At 64.9% G+C, this 14,517-nt stretch carries 16 protein-coding genes; 12 read left to right on the top strand and 4 right to left on the bottom strand.

The window, feature by feature from the left end; all coding sequences use genetic code 11:
• The first annotated feature begins 125 nt into the window (after nt 1–125).
• Both C404_RS49245 and C404_RS49240 read left to right on the top strand, forming a co-directional pair.
• A complete protein-coding gene (locus tag C404_RS49245) occupies nt 126–713 on the top strand; it encodes a helix-turn-helix domain-containing protein (protein WP_021196194.1) in 588 nt (195 codons plus the stop codon).
• Nucleotides 710–1,249 carry a GNAT family N-acetyltransferase gene (locus tag C404_RS49240; RefSeq protein ID WP_021196193.1) on the top strand — a complete coding sequence of 180 codons (540 nt, stop codon included), beginning with the start codon at nt 710–712 and terminating at the stop codon, nt 1,247–1,249. Before C404_RS49245 ends, C404_RS49240 begins: the two co-directional genes overlap by 4 nt.
• A 4-nt stretch (nt 1,250–1,253) precedes the next feature.
• Here the strand turns inward: C404_RS49240 and C404_RS49235 are convergent, their stop codons facing one another.
• The 3 genes from C404_RS49235 to C404_RS49225 all read right to left on the bottom strand — a co-directional run bounded on the left by C404_RS49235 (nt 1,254) and on the right by C404_RS49225 (nt 3,547).
• Complete coding sequence (locus C404_RS49235) at nt 1,254–2,111, bottom strand: PhzF family phenazine biosynthesis protein (protein ID WP_021196192.1); 858 nt, start codon at nt 2,109–2,111, stop codon at nt 1,254–1,256.
• 130 nt (nt 2,112–2,241) lie between these two features.
• Nucleotides 2,242–2,670, bottom strand: a complete 429-nt coding sequence (locus C404_RS49230) for an acyl-CoA thioesterase (RefSeq protein WP_021196191.1) — start codon at nt 2,668–2,670, stop codon at nt 2,242–2,244.
• A 22-nt stretch (nt 2,671–2,692) separates the two neighbouring features.
• Nucleotides 2,693–3,547 (bottom strand): 3-hydroxybutyryl-CoA dehydrogenase, encoded by an 855-nt coding sequence (locus C404_RS49225; RefSeq protein ID WP_021196190.1) that lies wholly within the window; start codon nt 3,545–3,547, stop codon nt 2,693–2,695.
• Between the two features lie 169 nt (nt 3,548–3,716).
• Here C404_RS49225 and C404_RS49220 point away from each other — a divergent pair, with 169 nt between their 5' ends.
• The 7 genes from C404_RS49220 (at nt 3,717) to C404_RS49190 (ending at nt 9,876) form a co-directional block, all read left to right on the top strand.
• On the top strand, nt 3,717–4,649 hold the full coding sequence (locus C404_RS49220) for a LysR family transcriptional regulator (RefSeq protein WP_021196189.1): 933 nt from the start codon (nt 3,717–3,719) through the stop codon (nt 4,647–4,649).
• A gap of 251 nt (nt 4,650–4,900) precedes the next feature.
• Nucleotides 4,901–5,587 carry a hydrolase gene (locus tag C404_RS49215; protein WP_021196188.1) on the top strand — a complete coding sequence of 229 codons (687 nt, stop codon included), beginning with the start codon at nt 4,901–4,903 and terminating at the stop codon, nt 5,585–5,587.
• Nucleotides 5,588–5,695: 108 nt separating this feature from the next.
• A complete protein-coding gene (locus C404_RS49210) occupies nt 5,696–6,517 on the top strand; it encodes an alpha/beta fold hydrolase (RefSeq protein ID WP_021196187.1) in 822 nt (273 codons plus the stop codon).
• Between the two features lie 86 nt (nt 6,518–6,603).
• Nucleotides 6,604–6,891, top strand: coding sequence for a XapX domain-containing protein (locus C404_RS49205; RefSeq protein WP_021196186.1), 288 nt, complete (start codon nt 6,604–6,606; stop codon nt 6,889–6,891).
• Between the two features lie 19 nt (nt 6,892–6,910).
• Nucleotides 6,911–7,330 (top strand): DoxX family protein, encoded by a 420-nt coding sequence (locus C404_RS49200; protein ID WP_021196185.1) that lies wholly within the window; start codon nt 6,911–6,913, stop codon nt 7,328–7,330.
• A gap of 10 nt (nt 7,331–7,340) precedes the next feature.
• Complete coding sequence (locus C404_RS49195) at nt 7,341–9,179, top strand: amidohydrolase (RefSeq protein ID WP_021196184.1); 1,839 nt, start codon at nt 7,341–7,343, stop codon at nt 9,177–9,179.
• Nucleotides 9,169–9,876 (top strand): YoaK family protein, encoded by a 708-nt coding sequence (locus tag C404_RS49190; protein WP_021196183.1) that lies wholly within the window; start codon nt 9,169–9,171, stop codon nt 9,874–9,876. The genes C404_RS49195 and C404_RS49190 overlap by 11 nt, the downstream gene beginning before the upstream one ends.
• A gap of 19 nt (nt 9,877–9,895) precedes the next feature.
• Here C404_RS49190 and C404_RS49185 read toward each other — a convergent pair whose 3' ends face one another.
• Complete coding sequence (locus C404_RS49185; protein ID WP_037012238.1) at nt 9,896–10,606, bottom strand: GntR family transcriptional regulator; 711 nt, start codon at nt 10,604–10,606, stop codon at nt 9,896–9,898.
• Nucleotides 10,607–10,904: 298 nt separating this feature from the next.
• On the opposite strand from C404_RS49185, the gene C404_RS49180 reads away from it, so the two are divergent.
• From C404_RS49180 to C404_RS49170, 3 genes are all read left to right on the top strand, one after another.
• Nucleotides 10,905–11,972 carry a porin gene (locus C404_RS49180; protein WP_021196181.1) on the top strand — a complete coding sequence of 356 codons (1,068 nt, stop codon included), beginning with the start codon at nt 10,905–10,907 and terminating at the stop codon, nt 11,970–11,972.
• Between the two features lie 147 nt (nt 11,973–12,119).
• Nucleotides 12,120–13,166, top strand: a complete 1,047-nt coding sequence (locus tag C404_RS49175) for an ABC transporter ATP-binding protein (RefSeq protein ID WP_021196180.1) — start codon at nt 12,120–12,122, stop codon at nt 13,164–13,166.
• Nucleotides 13,167–13,235: 69 nt separating this feature from the next.
• Entirely contained in the window at nt 13,236–14,501 is a 1,266-nt protein-coding gene (locus C404_RS49170) for an ABC transporter substrate-binding protein (protein WP_021196179.1), read from the top strand.
• Nucleotides 14,502–14,517: the final 16 nt, after the last annotated feature.

The following is a 14,517-nucleotide window of genomic DNA, read 5'->3' as shown; positions in this document are numbered from 1 at the left end:
TTTCTAGAAAAACTTGTCTAGAAAATCATGTCTACTTCCCGCACGACGTCTCGCGCAGAACCGCATCGCAATCGCCCCTTCAAATTCCAGTTTACTGGATGAAAATTTCCATTAAACTGACTTACATGGACATCCACCACCGCATCGCCCACCGCCTGCGCGAACTGCGCGACGCGCAGGGGCTCTCGCTCGACGCCCTGGCCGAACGCAGCCAGGTCAGCCGCTCGGCCATCTCCCTGATCGAGCGCGGGCAGAGCAGCCCGACGGCCGCCGTGCTCGACCGGCTCAGTTCTGCGCTGGGCGTGACGCTCGCCTCGCTATTCGAGGAAGGTGCGGCGCCGGCCGCCGAACCTTCGCCCGTGGCACGCGCGGCCGACCAGCCCGAATGGACCGACCCGGGCTCCGGCTATGTACGCCGCAACCTCTCGCCGGCCGCGCGTTCGCCCATCCAGTTGGTGGAGGTGTACTTTCCGCCCGGCCAGCGCGTGGCCTATGACACCAGCGTGCGCGATACCGAGGTGTACCAGCAGGTGTGGATCGTCGAAGGCACGATGGAGATGACCGTGGGCGACGTGCACTGGCGACTCGCCGCGGGCGATTGCCTGGCGATGCAGCTGGACCGCCCGATCGTCTTTCACAACCCGACGCAACGGCCGGCGCGCTATCTGGTGGCACTCACCACGGTGTCGCCTGTTGGCTGGAGAACGAAATGACCGACACCGTCGTCGTGCGCCGTGTGGGCGCCAATGAAGCGAGCACCTGCGTCGATGCGCTGGCCGATGTGTTGGTCGATTGCGTGGAGGGCGGTGCGTCGGTCAGCTTTATGTGGCCGTTGTCGCATGACAAGGCGCAGGCGTTCTGGCGCAACGTGGCTGAGGGCGTCGCCCGTAACGAGCGCGCGTTGCTGATCGCCGAGGACAAAGACGGCGCTGTGCTCGGCACGGTGCAACTGGTTCTGGCCCAGCCCGAAAACCAGCCGCATCGCGCAGACGTGGCGAAGATGCTCGTGCACCGCCGCGCGCGTCGCCAGGGTATTGCCCAGCAATTGATGGCGGCGATTGATGACATCGCACGCGCCGAGGGCAAGACCGTGCTGGTGCTCGACACCGTCACCGGCGGCGATGCCGAGCGGCTGTACGCACGCGCCGGCTGGCAGCGTGTGGGCACGGTGCCCAACTACGCCTTGATGCCCGACGGCGCGCCTTGCGGGACGACGTTCTTCTGCAAGGAATTGAACGCCGCCGCTTAGCCCGTCAGATCGTCAGCGTGCCGCGCCCGATTTCGATCACGCGGCCACCCACGTGGATGGTGCCGTCAGCATCGACCTGCAGCGTCAGATGGCACGGCCGCCCCACCGCTGCGCCCTGCTCGATGCGGTAGCGCGCTGGCAACGCATGCTCCGTTGCGCGCAGCCAACCGCCCAGGTTGGCACAGGCCGAGCCGGTGCCCGGGTCTTCCCACAGGCCGGTGCCATATTCGAAGAAGAAGCGCGACACCACCGGATCATTGCTACCGGGCGCGGGCATGGTGAAGACGTAAGCGTTGCGCCCATCGTTCTTGCTGCGCGGCCAGGCATCGAACGCTGACGGATCGGGCCGGGCGCGCTCCACATCCGCGCGTGTCTTGACCGGCACCATCAGTTGCTCGATACCCGCATCGACCCACAGCGGCGGGCCCGCCAGCGCGTCCGCGTCCAACCCGAGCATCTTCGCAATGGCCGGATCGGCTTCGCGCGTATTCAGCGCGCCCGAGCGCGGCGGCACCAGCGTCCACCCCTCATCCTGCGCCGTGAGTGACACGATGCCCGACTTGCAGCGCAGCGTCAGTTCATTGCCGGGGCCATACAGTTCGCGCACCACCTGCGCCGTCCCCAGCGAGGGGTGACCGGCAAACGGCATCTCGTAATCGGGCGTGAAGATGCGGAAGCGCGCCGTGGCGCCATCCGTGTCATCAGGAAAGATGAAGGTGATCTCGGACAGGTTGAACTGGCGTCCGATGGCCTGCATGGTGGCGTCGTCCAGGCCACGCCCGTCTTCGAAGACGGCGAGCTGGTTGCCGCCAAAGGTGGATTCAGCAAAGACGTTGAGCAGGCGGAAGGCGTAGCGCGACATGGTGGCGTCCGGTGTGTGGGAATGAAAAAACGGTGTGGCGATGCGTCATCATCAACGCACCGCCACACCGCCTCCATGCACACTTGCAGACAGTTTGCGCGAATCTCGCCTGACAGTTGGCGGACAGCCGTTACAGCAGCCGGTAGTCGTCTGTACGGGGCGTGCCTTCCATCACAGCAAACAGCGCCGGTGGTGGCGCGGCGACCTTGCGTTCGGCAAGGTCAAACCACGCGCACATGCTGGTGACCTCCGCACACAACTCGCCCGCTTCATCGCGGATGCGGTTGACCATGATGAACCGCGAGCCGCGCTCGTTGCGGCCCGCCGTCTCCACGCTCACGGTAAAGGTGTCCATCAACCGCAGTTCCTTGCGATAGGCAACGCGGTCTTCAAACACCACCGGCCCGAGCTTGTGCTGCGCAAAGGCTTTCGGCCCAAACCCGTGCTCGGTCAGAAACCGAAAGCGCGTGTGCGCCGCATAGTCCAGATAGCGCGTGTTCTTGAGGTGCTGGTTGCCGTCTAGATCGGCCCACAGCACTTGGTACGTATAGATCGACATGGACGGCTCCGAGGGCAGGCGCTTACTTGCGGTAGTCGTACACACCACGACCCGTCTTGCGGCCGAGGTAGCCTGCCGCCACCATCTCGCGCATCAGCATGGCCGGGCGGTATTTGGGATCGGCAAACTCGGTGTACAGCACTTCCATCACTGCCAGCATGGTGTCCAGGCCAATCATGTCGGCCAGCGCCAGCGGCCCGATCGGGTGGTTGCAGCCGAGCTTCATGCCTTCGTCGATCTCTTCCGGGCTCGCCAGGCCCTCGCCCAGCACGCAGAACGCCTCGTTGATCATCGGGCACAGGATGCGGTTGACCACAAAGCCCGGGCTGTTCTTGACCGTGATCGGCGTCTTGCCGAGCTGCTTGGCCAGCGCCTCGACGTCGGCGTGCGTGGCATCACTCGTCTGCAGGCCGCGGATGACTTCCACCAGCGCCATCATCGGCACCGGGTTGAAGAAGTGCATGCCGATGAAGCGGCTGGCATCTTGCAGCACGGCGGCCAGCTTGGTGATCGAGATCGACGACGTGTTCGACGCAACGATGGCGTGCGGTGCAGCCACCGCTTCGAGCTGCTTGAGGATCTTGACCTTGAGGTCGAAGTTTTCGGTGGCGGCTTCGATGACGAGGTCGGCGCGCTTGAGGTCGTCATAGCTGGTCGAGCCCTGGATGCGTGCCAGCGCGGCGGCCTTGTCGGCTTCGGTCGCCTTCTCCTTCTTGATGAGGCGGTCCAGGCTGCCCGCCACGGTGGCGATGCCCTTCTGCACGGCGGCATCGCTGATGTCCACCATCACCACATCCAGCCCGACCACGGCGCATGCTTGCGCAATGCCGTTGCCCATTGTTCCGGCACCGACGATGCCGACCGTTTGGATTGCCATGAACTGCTCCTCGCTTGGTAGTTTGGTATGGGAATGAAACAGATTGCAGAGGATAAACGACCAGACGATCCCCGGAAAAGCCCCGCAGGCGGCAACGTCACATTCGTCAGGATCGCCGTATGATGGCTGGCGTCGCGCCACCCTCACCTGCGGCGCATGGACCGTACCTATGGACCGCTTTCTCAGTATCGAAGCCTTTGTGCGCGTGGCCGAAACGCGCAGCTTTGCCGAAGCCGCACGCCAGCTGGGCGTGACCAACTCGGTGGTCACGCACCGCGTGCAGCAACTGGAGCGCTTTATCGAGGCGCCGCTGTTCCACCGCAGCACGCGGCATGTGCGGCTGTCGGAAGTGGGCGAGACCTACTACAAGCGCTGCGCCGAAGCCGTCTGCATGCTGACGGACCTGACTGACCAGATGCGCGGCCTGCGCGCAACCCCGGCCGGCAAGCTGCGCATCCGCATGCTGCCCGGCTATGCGCTGAGCCACTTTGCCGCGCCACTGGCCAGGTTTGGCGCGCAGTACCCCGACATCCAGCTCGACGTGGTGGTGGACGACAGCGTGGTCGACCCGATTGCCGAGGGCTTCGACGTGGCCTTCCAGATCTTCCCGCCCATCAATGATTCACTGATCGAGAAGCGCCTGTTCGTGCTGCGGCGCGTGTTCTGCGCGACGCCCGCCTACGTTGAGGAATACGGCCTGCCGCAGCAACCGGCTGATCTGCTGCAGCATTCACTCGCGCTGTACTCCGGCTATCCGACCCGCAAGCGCTGGGTGTTCTCGCGCAATGGCGAGGTGAGCGCCGAACTCGACCTGCCCGAGCAGGTGCGCTCGAACTCCGTGCATCTGCTGCGCGACTACGCGCTCACCAGTGCCGGCATTGCCTGCCTGCCCACGCTGGTGGTGAGCGACGACCTGATCGCCAGCCGGCTCGTGCCGGTGCTGGCGGAGTACGACCTCGCGCCACTGCACTTTTCTGCGGTCTATCCCGCAACGCAGCGACAGGCCGTCAAGGTCTCTGCGCTGATCGACTGCCTGGCCAACCATCACGCAGGAGAACTGGCCTGGGACGTGCCCCTGCTTGAGCGCGGCTGGGTCCGCTAGCGGCGGGCGAACCGGTTCCAGCGGCCGGCGCGGGTGCAGGTTAGTCGCGCAATATTTCGCAAAGCAGCACGGATTGTTCGTCAATCGCAAAAACTGCACTCGCCGTTTCTGACGTTGTGCACGGGGCGCAACTTCCTATGATGGATGGGCCGCTGATTGCCGTGGGTTCCGCACGGCACCCGCATGACACCCATGCGACAACCACACGGCGGCACTCTCTCATTTGCATCACGCCCCCAAGGGATACGGCCATGACGAACCCCAAGCTGGAAGTCCTCACCCCGCAGAACTGTCAACTGATCTTCATCGACCACCAGCCGCAAATGGCCTTCGGCGTGCAGTCGATGGACCGACAAGCCCTGAAGAACAACACCGTCGGTCTTGCCAAGGCTGCGAAGATCTTCAACATCCCCACCACCATCACCACCGTCGAGTCGGAGAGCTTCTCCGGCTACACCTACCCTGAGTTGCTCGACGTATTCCCGGGCAAGGAACTGCTCGAACGCACCTCGATGAACTCCTGGGACGACCAGAAGGTGCGCGACGCCCTGGCCAAGAACAACCGCAAGAAGGTGGTCGTCGCTGGCCTGTGGACGGAGGTGTGCAACTGCACCTTCGCGCTGTCGGCCATGCACGATGCCGACTACGAGATCTACATGGTGGCCGACGCCTCGGGCGGCACCTCCAAAGAGGCACACGACTACGCCATGCAGCGCATGGTGCAGGCCGGCGTGGTGCCGGTGACTTGGCAACAAGTGCTGCTGGAATGGCAGCGTGACTGGGCGCACCGCGATACGTATGACGCCGTGATGAAGCTGGTGAAGGAACACTCCGGCGCCTACGGCATGGGCGTGGACTACGCCTACACGATGGTGCACAAGGCACCGCAGCGCACCGCCACGCCGCACGAGGCGCTGGCAGCAGTGCCTGCCCGCTGATCGCGCTGCCACTCAAGCCATATCCCTGCCCCCGGGCGACGCCTGCGCAGCAACGCTGCTGTTGCACGCGCCGCCCGATTCGCCATCACGCACACCTCCATTTCCATCATGCAAACGATCACGACTCAAGACGGTACGCGCATCTTCTACAAGGATTGGGGCACCGGCAAACCGGTCGTCTTCTCTCATGGCTGGCCGCTCAACGCCGACGCCTGGGACGCGCAGATGCTGTTCCTCGTGCAGAAGGGCTTTCGCGTCATCGCGCATGACCGGCGCGGCCACGGCCGCTCCGACCAGCCTTCGCAAGGCAACAACATGGATACCTACGCCGACGATCTGGCGGCCCTGCTCAACGCGCTCGACATCCAGGGCGCCACGCTGGTCGGCCACTCCACCGGCGGCGGCGAGGTCGCGCACTACATCGGCCGCCACGGCACCCAGCGCGTTGCCCGCGCCGTGCTGATCGGCGCCGTGCCGCCCATCATGCTCAAGACGGCATCCAACCCGAAGGGCTTGCCGATGGACGTGTTCGACGGCATCCGCAAAGGGGTGGCCGACAACCGCTCGCAGTTCTACCGCGATCTCGCCACGCCGTTCTTCGGCTTCAACCGGCCGGATGCCAAGGTCTCGCAAGGCACCATCGATGCCTTCTGGGCGCAGGGCATGACCGGCGGCATCCACGGCCAGTACCTGTGCATCAAGGAGTTCTCCGAGGTCGACTACACCGAAGACCTGAAGAAGATCGACGTGCCCGTATTGTTCCTGCACGGCGACGATGACCAGATCGTGCCGATCGACGATTCGGCCAAGCTGGGCGTGGAGCTGGTGAAGCACGGCACGCTGAAGGTCTACCCGGGCGGCTCGCACGGCATGTGTGTGACCGAGGCGGACAAGGTCAACGCGGATCTGCTGGCGTTCCTGTCGTCCTAAACTGGGTGAGCCGGTGCGCGGCAGCGCGCGTGCACCGGCCCCGACGACCCCGGCAACCGCCCGACAACCGCCCGACTGGAGGCCTCATGAAGCCCTATCTCATCTCGATTGGCGTTGGCATGCTGGTCGGCATCATCTATGCGTTGCTGCACGTACGCTCACCCGCGCCGCCCGCGATTGCGCTGGTCGGGCTGCTCGGCATGCTGATCGGCGAACAGATCGTGCCGACTGCGCAACGCCTGCTGGCCGGCGAACCCATCACCATGGCGTGGTTCCGCCACGAGTGCGTGCCCAAGATCACGGGCGCGCCGTCCAAGGCACCGGACGCCGATGTGGCGGTGGCGTCGGATCGCACGCCGCCCAATCCAACGTAACTGGACAGAGGCGATTGCCATGACACGCCTTTCGCTCGATTCGACCAACGCCGCAGTACCAGCCGACACCACGCTGCATGCCGGCCTGCTGTTCCTGCGCGTCACCGGCAGCGCGCTGCTCATTGCCGTGCACGGGCTGCCCAAGGTGCTGCACTACAGCCAGGAACTCACCCGCATTGAAGACCCGTTCCACATGGGCGCTACGCCCACGTTGCTGCTGGCGATCCTGTCGGAAACGGTATGCCCGTTGCTGATTGCGCTGGGCGTGCTGACCCGCCTGGCATGCCTGCCCATCGTCGCCACGCTGCTGGTGGCGATGCTGGTGGTGCATCCCGACTGGTCACTCGCTGACGGGCAGTTCGGCTGGATGCTGCTGATCATCTTCACCACCGTCCTGATTGCAGGGCCGGGACGTTTCTCGCTGTTTCCCAAGTACTGATATCGACACCATGACTGCCGACCTCATCCTGCACAACGGCCGCATCCACACGGTCGACCGCGAACGCCCCTCCGCCAGCGCCGTTGCCGTGCGCGACGGCCGCTTTGTTGCCGTGGGCGACGATGCCACGGTGATGGCGCAACGCGGCGCCACCACCCAGGTGATCGACCTGCGCGGGCGCACCGTCATCCCCGGCCTGAACGATTCGCACCTGCACCTGATCCGGGGCGGCTTGAACTACAACCTGGAGCTGCGCTGGGAAGGCGTGCCGTCTCTGGCCGACGCGATGCGCATGCTCAAGGAGCAGGCCGCGCGCACGCCGTCGCCGCAATGGGTGCGCGTGGTGGGTGGCTGGACGGAGTTCCAGTTTGTCGAGCGCCGCATGCCCACGCTGGAAGAGCTGAACCAGGCCGCGCCCGACACGCCGGTGTTCGTGCTGCACCTGTACGACCGCGCGCTGCTCAACCGTGCGGCGCTGCGCCAGGTCGGCTACACCAAGGACACGCCGAACCCGCCCGGCGGCGAGATCCAGCGTGATGCATCGGGCGAGCCCACCGGCATGCTGATCGCCAAGCCCAACGCGATGATCCTGTACTCCACGCTGGCTAAGGGGCCGAAGCTGCCGCCCGAGTACCAAGTCAACTCCACGCGCCAGTTCATGCGCGAGCTGAACCGCCTGGGTGTGACCAGCGCCATCGACGCAGGGGGCGGCTTCCAGAACTACCCGGACGACTACGAGGTCATCCGCGAGCTGTCGGCGCAGAACCAGCTCACCATCCGCATCGCCTACAACCTCTTCACGCAGAAGCCGAAAGAGGAACTGGCCGACTTCAAGAACTGGACCGGCACCGTGCAATACCGCCAGGGCGATGATTTCTTCCGCCACAACGGCGCGGGCGAAATGCTGGTCTTCTCTGCGGCAGATTTCGAAGACTTCCTGCAGCCGCGCCCCGACCTGCCCGAGACGATGGAGCAGGAGCTGGAAACCGTGGTGCGCCACCTCGTTGCGCAGCGCTGGCCGTTCCGCCTGCACGCCACGTACGACGAATCGATCTCGCGCATGCTCGACGTATTCGAGCGCGTGAACCGCGACATTCCCTTCAACGGCCTGCCGTGGTTCTTCGACCATGCAGAGACGATCACGCCGCGCAACATCGAACGCGTGCGCGCGCTCGGCGGCGGCATCGCGATTCAAGATCGCATGGCCTTCCAGGGCGAATACTTTGTCGACCGCTACGGCGCAGCCGCTGCTGAACAGACACCGCCCATCAAGCGCATGTTGGCCGAAGGCGTGCCCGTTGGTGCTGGCACCGACGCCACGCGTGTATCGAGCTACAACCCGTGGACATCGCTGTATTGGTTGTCGAGCGGGCGCACCGTCGGCGGCATGGCACTGTATCCGGAAGGGCTGCCGCGTGAAGTGGCGCTGGAGCTGTACACGCACGGCAGCGCGTGGTTCTCGGCAGACCAGGGCAACAAGGGGCAGATCAAAGTCGGGCAGCTCGCTGATCTGGCGGCGCTGTCGGCGGATTTCTTCAGCGTGCCTGAGGCCGACATCAAGACCATCGAATCGGTGCTGACGGTGGTGGGTGGGCGCATCGTCTACGGCGCGGCGGAGTTCACCGAGTTCGGCCCGCCGCCGATTCCGGTGCTGCCGGAGTGGTCCCCCGTCTCGCGCGTGCCGGGGCACTGGCGGCCGGCTGCGCCGCTGCAGCAACAGGTGCATCAGTGCGTCGGTTCGTGTTCCGTGCACGGCCACGCGCACCAGAAAGCGCGCACGGCCAATGTGCCGACCACCGACTTCCGCGGCTTCTGGGGCGCCTTCGGGTGTTCGTGCTTTGCCTTCTGAAACCGCGGCAACGCCGACGGCTGCGCCGCCGTCGGCACACTTCCTGATCCTGCAGGGCAGCCTGCTGGCATTCGTGGCGGGCTATGTAGACGTGGTGGGCTTCGCTGCGCTGTTCGGGCTGTTTACCGCGCACGTCACGGGCAACTTCGTGATGATCGGGCTGGAATTGGCCGGCACCGGACAAGGCGTGCTCGCCAAGCTGCTGGCACTGCCGACGTTCGTGCTGGCCGTGGCGGCAACCAAGCTGGCGGTGACCGCGCTCACGCGGCGCGATATCGCGCCGGTGCGACCGCTGCTACTTGCGCAGGCCGTGCTGCTGTTGGCCTTCATGGTGGCGGGCTTGCTGGCGCTGCCGATTCAATCGGCCGACGCACCGGCCACGATCGTCGTCGGGCTGATCGGCGTGGCGGCCATGGGCGTGCAGAACGCCAAGGCGCGCATCGTGCTGTCGGAACACGCACCCACGACCATCATGACGGGCAACACCACGCAGATCGTGATTGATGTGGTGGAGCTCCTGTCGCCGGGGAGTACGCAGAAGGGCGCGGCGCGCACACGGTTGCGGAAGATGGTGCCGCCGCTGTGCGGGTTCGCCATTGGCGCGGTGTTGGGAGCGCTGGCGTTTTCTTTCTTGTCGTTCTGGTGTGTGGTGCCGCCGGTGTTGATTTTGCTGGCGCTGGCGGTCATGCAGCGTTAGGCCATCCCCCGCCCACCGGTCAGACCTTGACGCGGTGGAACAGCTTGGAGAAATCGATCGCCTCCACCTGGCGCGGCTCAATCTCCAGCGCGGCGATGTACTCCCCAAGATGCTCGCCCATCAGCCGGGCAGCGCGCTCGCCATCGCGGCGCTCCACCGCATCCAGAATGGCAAGGTGCTCGTCATGGCCGCAACTGGGGCGCGCTGGCGATTCATAAAGACCAATCAGCAGCGATGTGCGCGCCACCAGCGTGCGCAGCATCGACGTGATGATCGGGTTGCCGTTGGCCTCGGCCAGCTGGATGTGGAAATCGCCCGAGAGTCGAATCCAGTCTCGCCAATTGCCGGATTCGCGGCTGGCATGTTCGGCAGCGGCCAGTGCACGCAACTCGGTGAGTTGCTCCGCAGTGGCGTGCTGCGCCAATTCCCGCACTGAGCCGGTTTCGAGAATCAGCCGCGCACCAAAGACCTGCCGCGCCTCGGTGGCGTCGTGCACGGCAATCGTCGCGCCGCGGTTGGGCTGCAGCTCGACCACCCCTTCATGTGCCAGCTTGACCAGCACCCTGCGCAATGTCCCCCGCGTGATACCGAACGCCTTGCATAACTGCGCTTCTACCAAGCGGGTGCCCGGGGGCAGCTTCTGTTCAAGGATGGCGTCGTACACCGCATCGGAAATGCGGGCGTCGACTTCGGCGTTGTTGCGCCGGGGGGTGGAGGTCGGGGAGGTCATCGGCTCGGGCATCCCGTCATTCTAATCGAGCAAACCGTGCTTGGATTGTGCACAACCCTGAAGCCAATCTGGCCGACGTTGGTGCGGCATCTTCAAGAAAACGCCCCCAAACCCTAGCGTTCTTGCACCAGAAGCAAGCGAAACCCCGCGATTTTGCTTGGCACGGTTACTGCATGTAGACAAGCGCGATTGTGCACAATCCAAACGAAGCTTGTACTCAACATAAAACGCAATGCCGGGAGCGGCCACTGACCTTGCAAAGGCGGTCGCGCCAATTCTTTGAGGGGAATCACCTGTTATGAGCACCACTATCAAGCTGGGCGCTGCTGCCCTGGCATTCGGGCTGTCTGGCGTGGCCGCTGCGCAATCCAGCGTCACGCTGTCGGGCGTGATCGATACCGGCGTGAGCTGGACCAACCATGCCGGCAACGGCTCGCAAAGTCTGACCGGCGTGTCGGACAGCATCCTGGGCGTGTCCAACTTTGGCCTGAGCGGCAAGGAAGACCTGGGCGGCGGCGTGAGTGCGCTGTTCAACCTGCAAGCGGGTTTCAACCCGAGCAACGGGCGCATGTCGTCCAACGGCACGCTGTTCTCGCGCAATTCGTATGTCGGGCTCAGCTCGTCGTCCGGCACGCTCACCGCCGGCAAGCAGTGGAACTTCAACGACGACTGGCTGGTGGGCAGCGTCTTCAAGGGCGGCTACAACTCGGGTTCGATCTTCAAGTTCAGCGAGTTCGACGCCGTGAGCGAGCTCTACAACAACACGGTGAAGTACGTATCGCCCACCCTGGGCGGCGCGCAGTTTGGCGCGATGTACGGCTTTGGCGAAACCGCCGGTTCGCTCTCGCAGGGCTCGCTGTTCAACCTGGCGGCACGCTATAGCGGCGGCCCGGTGTACCTGGCGGCCAGCTACGACCAGGAGCGCGATGGCAGCGGCACGGGCTCGCTCTACAAGCTCTTCACCGTGGGCGGCAGCTACACGTTTGGCGCGACCAAGCTGCGCCTCGGCGCAGCCCGGGCCGATGTGGGCGGCACGGGGGCGTTCCAGTCGATCCCGAGCATGTCGGCACGCAAGGCCTACGCCGTGGAAGGCGGCGTCGATTACGCCTTCACCACGGCCTTTACCGGCTCGGCCGACGTGCTGTACCGCCGTAACACGACGCTGTCGAACAGCGCGATGGTCTACCGGCTGCTGGGGCTGTACAGCCTGTCGAAGCGCACGACGCTGGTGGCCAACGTGGCGTATCTGAAGAACTCGTCAAGCGCGACGGAAGCGCTGGTCAACACCACGTCGGGCGCCATCGGCGGCGGTGTGGCGGGGACGAGCCAGACGTCGGTGTCGCTGGGCGTGCGCCACATCTTCTGACCCACGCGGAGCCAGTCGCGCCGCTTGCCCCGGCATGTGGCGCGACTGCCCGCAGATGTGGCCACACGCACCAGAACGACGCATGGCCCACACGCGCACAGTGAAATTGCCGAGCGTAGACAGGCACACCTATTGCACCACCCCGACATGACCCGCGCACCCACCGCCCCCACAGACTCCCTCGAACTCGTTGCGCTGACCAAGCGTTACGCACATGACGCTGTGGCCGTCGACGCCATCAACCTGCGCGTGCCGGCCGGCAGCTACTGCTGCTTGCTTGGGCCATCGGGCTGCGGCAAGTCGTCCACGCTGCGCATGATTGCCGGCCACGAGCACGTAAGTGACGGCGACATCCTGCTGGGCCACCGCAACATCACCAACCTGCCGGCGGCCGCCCGCGGCACGGCCATGATGTTTCAGAGCTATGCGCTGTTTCCGCACCTGAGCGCGCTCGACAACGTGGCCTTCAGCTTGAAGATGCGCGGCATCAGCGCGAGTGAACGGCGCAGACGCGCGCAGGCCCTGCTGGAGCGCGTGGCGATGGGCCACCTGGCGCAACGTCGGCCAGGCGAGTTGTCGGGCGGCCAGCAGCAACGCGTGGCACTGGCGCGCGCACTGATCATGGAGCCGCGCGTGCTGCTGCTCGACGAGCCGCTCTCCGCGCTCGACCCGTTCCTGCGCACACAGATGCGCGCCGAACTGCGGCGCTGGCAGCAGGAATTGGGGCTGACCTTCGTGCACGTCACGCACTCGCAGGAAGAAGCGATGGCGCTGGCCGACCAGATGGTGGTGATGAACCACGGCCGCATCGAACAGGCCGGCAGCCCGCGCGAGGTCTACAACCAGCCGGCCAGCGCATTTGTGGCCACCTTCATCGGCGGGCACAACCTGCTGGAAGACGCGGATGGACCAGTGGCCGTGCGCATCGACCGCATGGCACTGCATGCCGATGAGGCCACCGCCGGAGATCGCCCGCGCGTGCGGGGCCGCATCTGCGACATCGAATACCAGGGCACGCACGTGCTGGTGGGGGTGGAGGGCGTCACGTTCATGTCCTCACCCTTGCCCTCGCAACGGCTGACCGTGAGCCTGCCCGAAACCGACAGCGCCATCCCGCACCTGGCGCTGCATCAACCCATCTGGGCCTCGTGGGATGCCGCGCAAGCGCACCGCTTGCCCGCTACCTCCGCCTGACATCCGAATTCCAATCCGCAGCCTGACGGCTTCAGGCGCTGCCTTCACCTTCCTATCAGGGGTTGCTTCATGTCTGACGATTCCATCGACTTCAAAGCCGGCCGCCGCACCGCACTCAAGGGCATGGCCGCCATTCTGGCCACCGGCGTGGCGCCAGTCGTCCTCGCGCAAGAGAAACTGACCTTGCGCTACCTGGGTACGGCGGTCAACCAAGACAAGCTGATCGCAGAAAAATTCGAGGCCGACACCGGCATCCGCGTGCAATACGTGGCAGTAACGACCGATGAGATCACCAAGCGCGCCGTGACCGCACCGAGCAGCTTCGACCTGATCGACACGGAGTACTTCTCGCTCAAGAAGATCGTGCCGACCGGCAACCTGCTGGGCATCGACGCGCGCCGCATCAAGAATGCCGACAAGATCACGTCGCTCTTCACCAAGGGCGAAGTGGCCGGCAAGAAGGTGGGCGACCAGGGCACCGCACCCAAGAAGGTCATGTACCTGCCGGGCGCGAATGCAACCACGTTTGCAACGTCACCCACGCAGTTCATGACGCTGATCCCGACCGTGTACAACGCCGACACGCTGGGCATCCGCCCCGACCTCATCAAGCGCCCGATCAGCTCGTGGGCCGAACTGCTGAACCCGGAGTTCAAGGGCCGCGCGTCGATCCTGAACATCCCGTCGATCGGCATCATGGACGCGGCGATGGTAGTGGAGGCCAAGGGCATCCACAAGTACGCCGACAAGGGCAACATGACCCGCGCCGAGATCGACCTGACCATCAAGACGCTGATCGAGGCAAAGAAGGCCGGCCAGTTCCGCGCACTGTGGAAGGACTTCAACGAGAGCGTGAACCTGATGGCCTCGGGCGAGGTGGTGATCCAGTCGATGTGGAGCCCGGCGGTGACGGCCGTGCGCAGCAAGGGCATCGACTGCACGTTCCAGCCGCTCAAGGAAGGCTATCGCGCGTGGGCAGCGGGCTTTGGCATTCCGAAGACGGTATCGGGCAAGAAGCTCGATGCGGCGTACGAATTCATCAACTGGTTCCTCGACGGCTGGGCCGGCGCGTACCTGAACCGCCAGGGCTACTACAGCGCCGTGCTGGAGACGGCCAAGGCGAAGATGGAACCGTACGAGTGGGCGTACTGGATGGAAGGCAAGCCCGCAGCACAAGACATCAAGAGCCCCCACGGCGACGTGCTGGCCAAGGCCGGCAGCGTGCGCGACGGCGGCAGCTATGAACAGCGCATGGGCGGCATCGCCTGCTGGAACGCGGTCATGGACGAGAACGAGTACATGGTCCGCAAGTGGAACGAGTTTGTCGCCGCTTGATCGCCTGAGCCACTCA

The organism is Ralstonia sp. AU12-08 (assembly GCF_000442475.1).
Taxonomy (GTDB): domain Bacteria; phylum Pseudomonadota; class Gammaproteobacteria; order Burkholderiales; family Burkholderiaceae; genus Ralstonia; species Ralstonia insidiosa.
The sequence above is the reverse complement of the archived record's forward strand: the minus strand, read 5'-3'. Positions and strand labels throughout refer to the sequence as shown.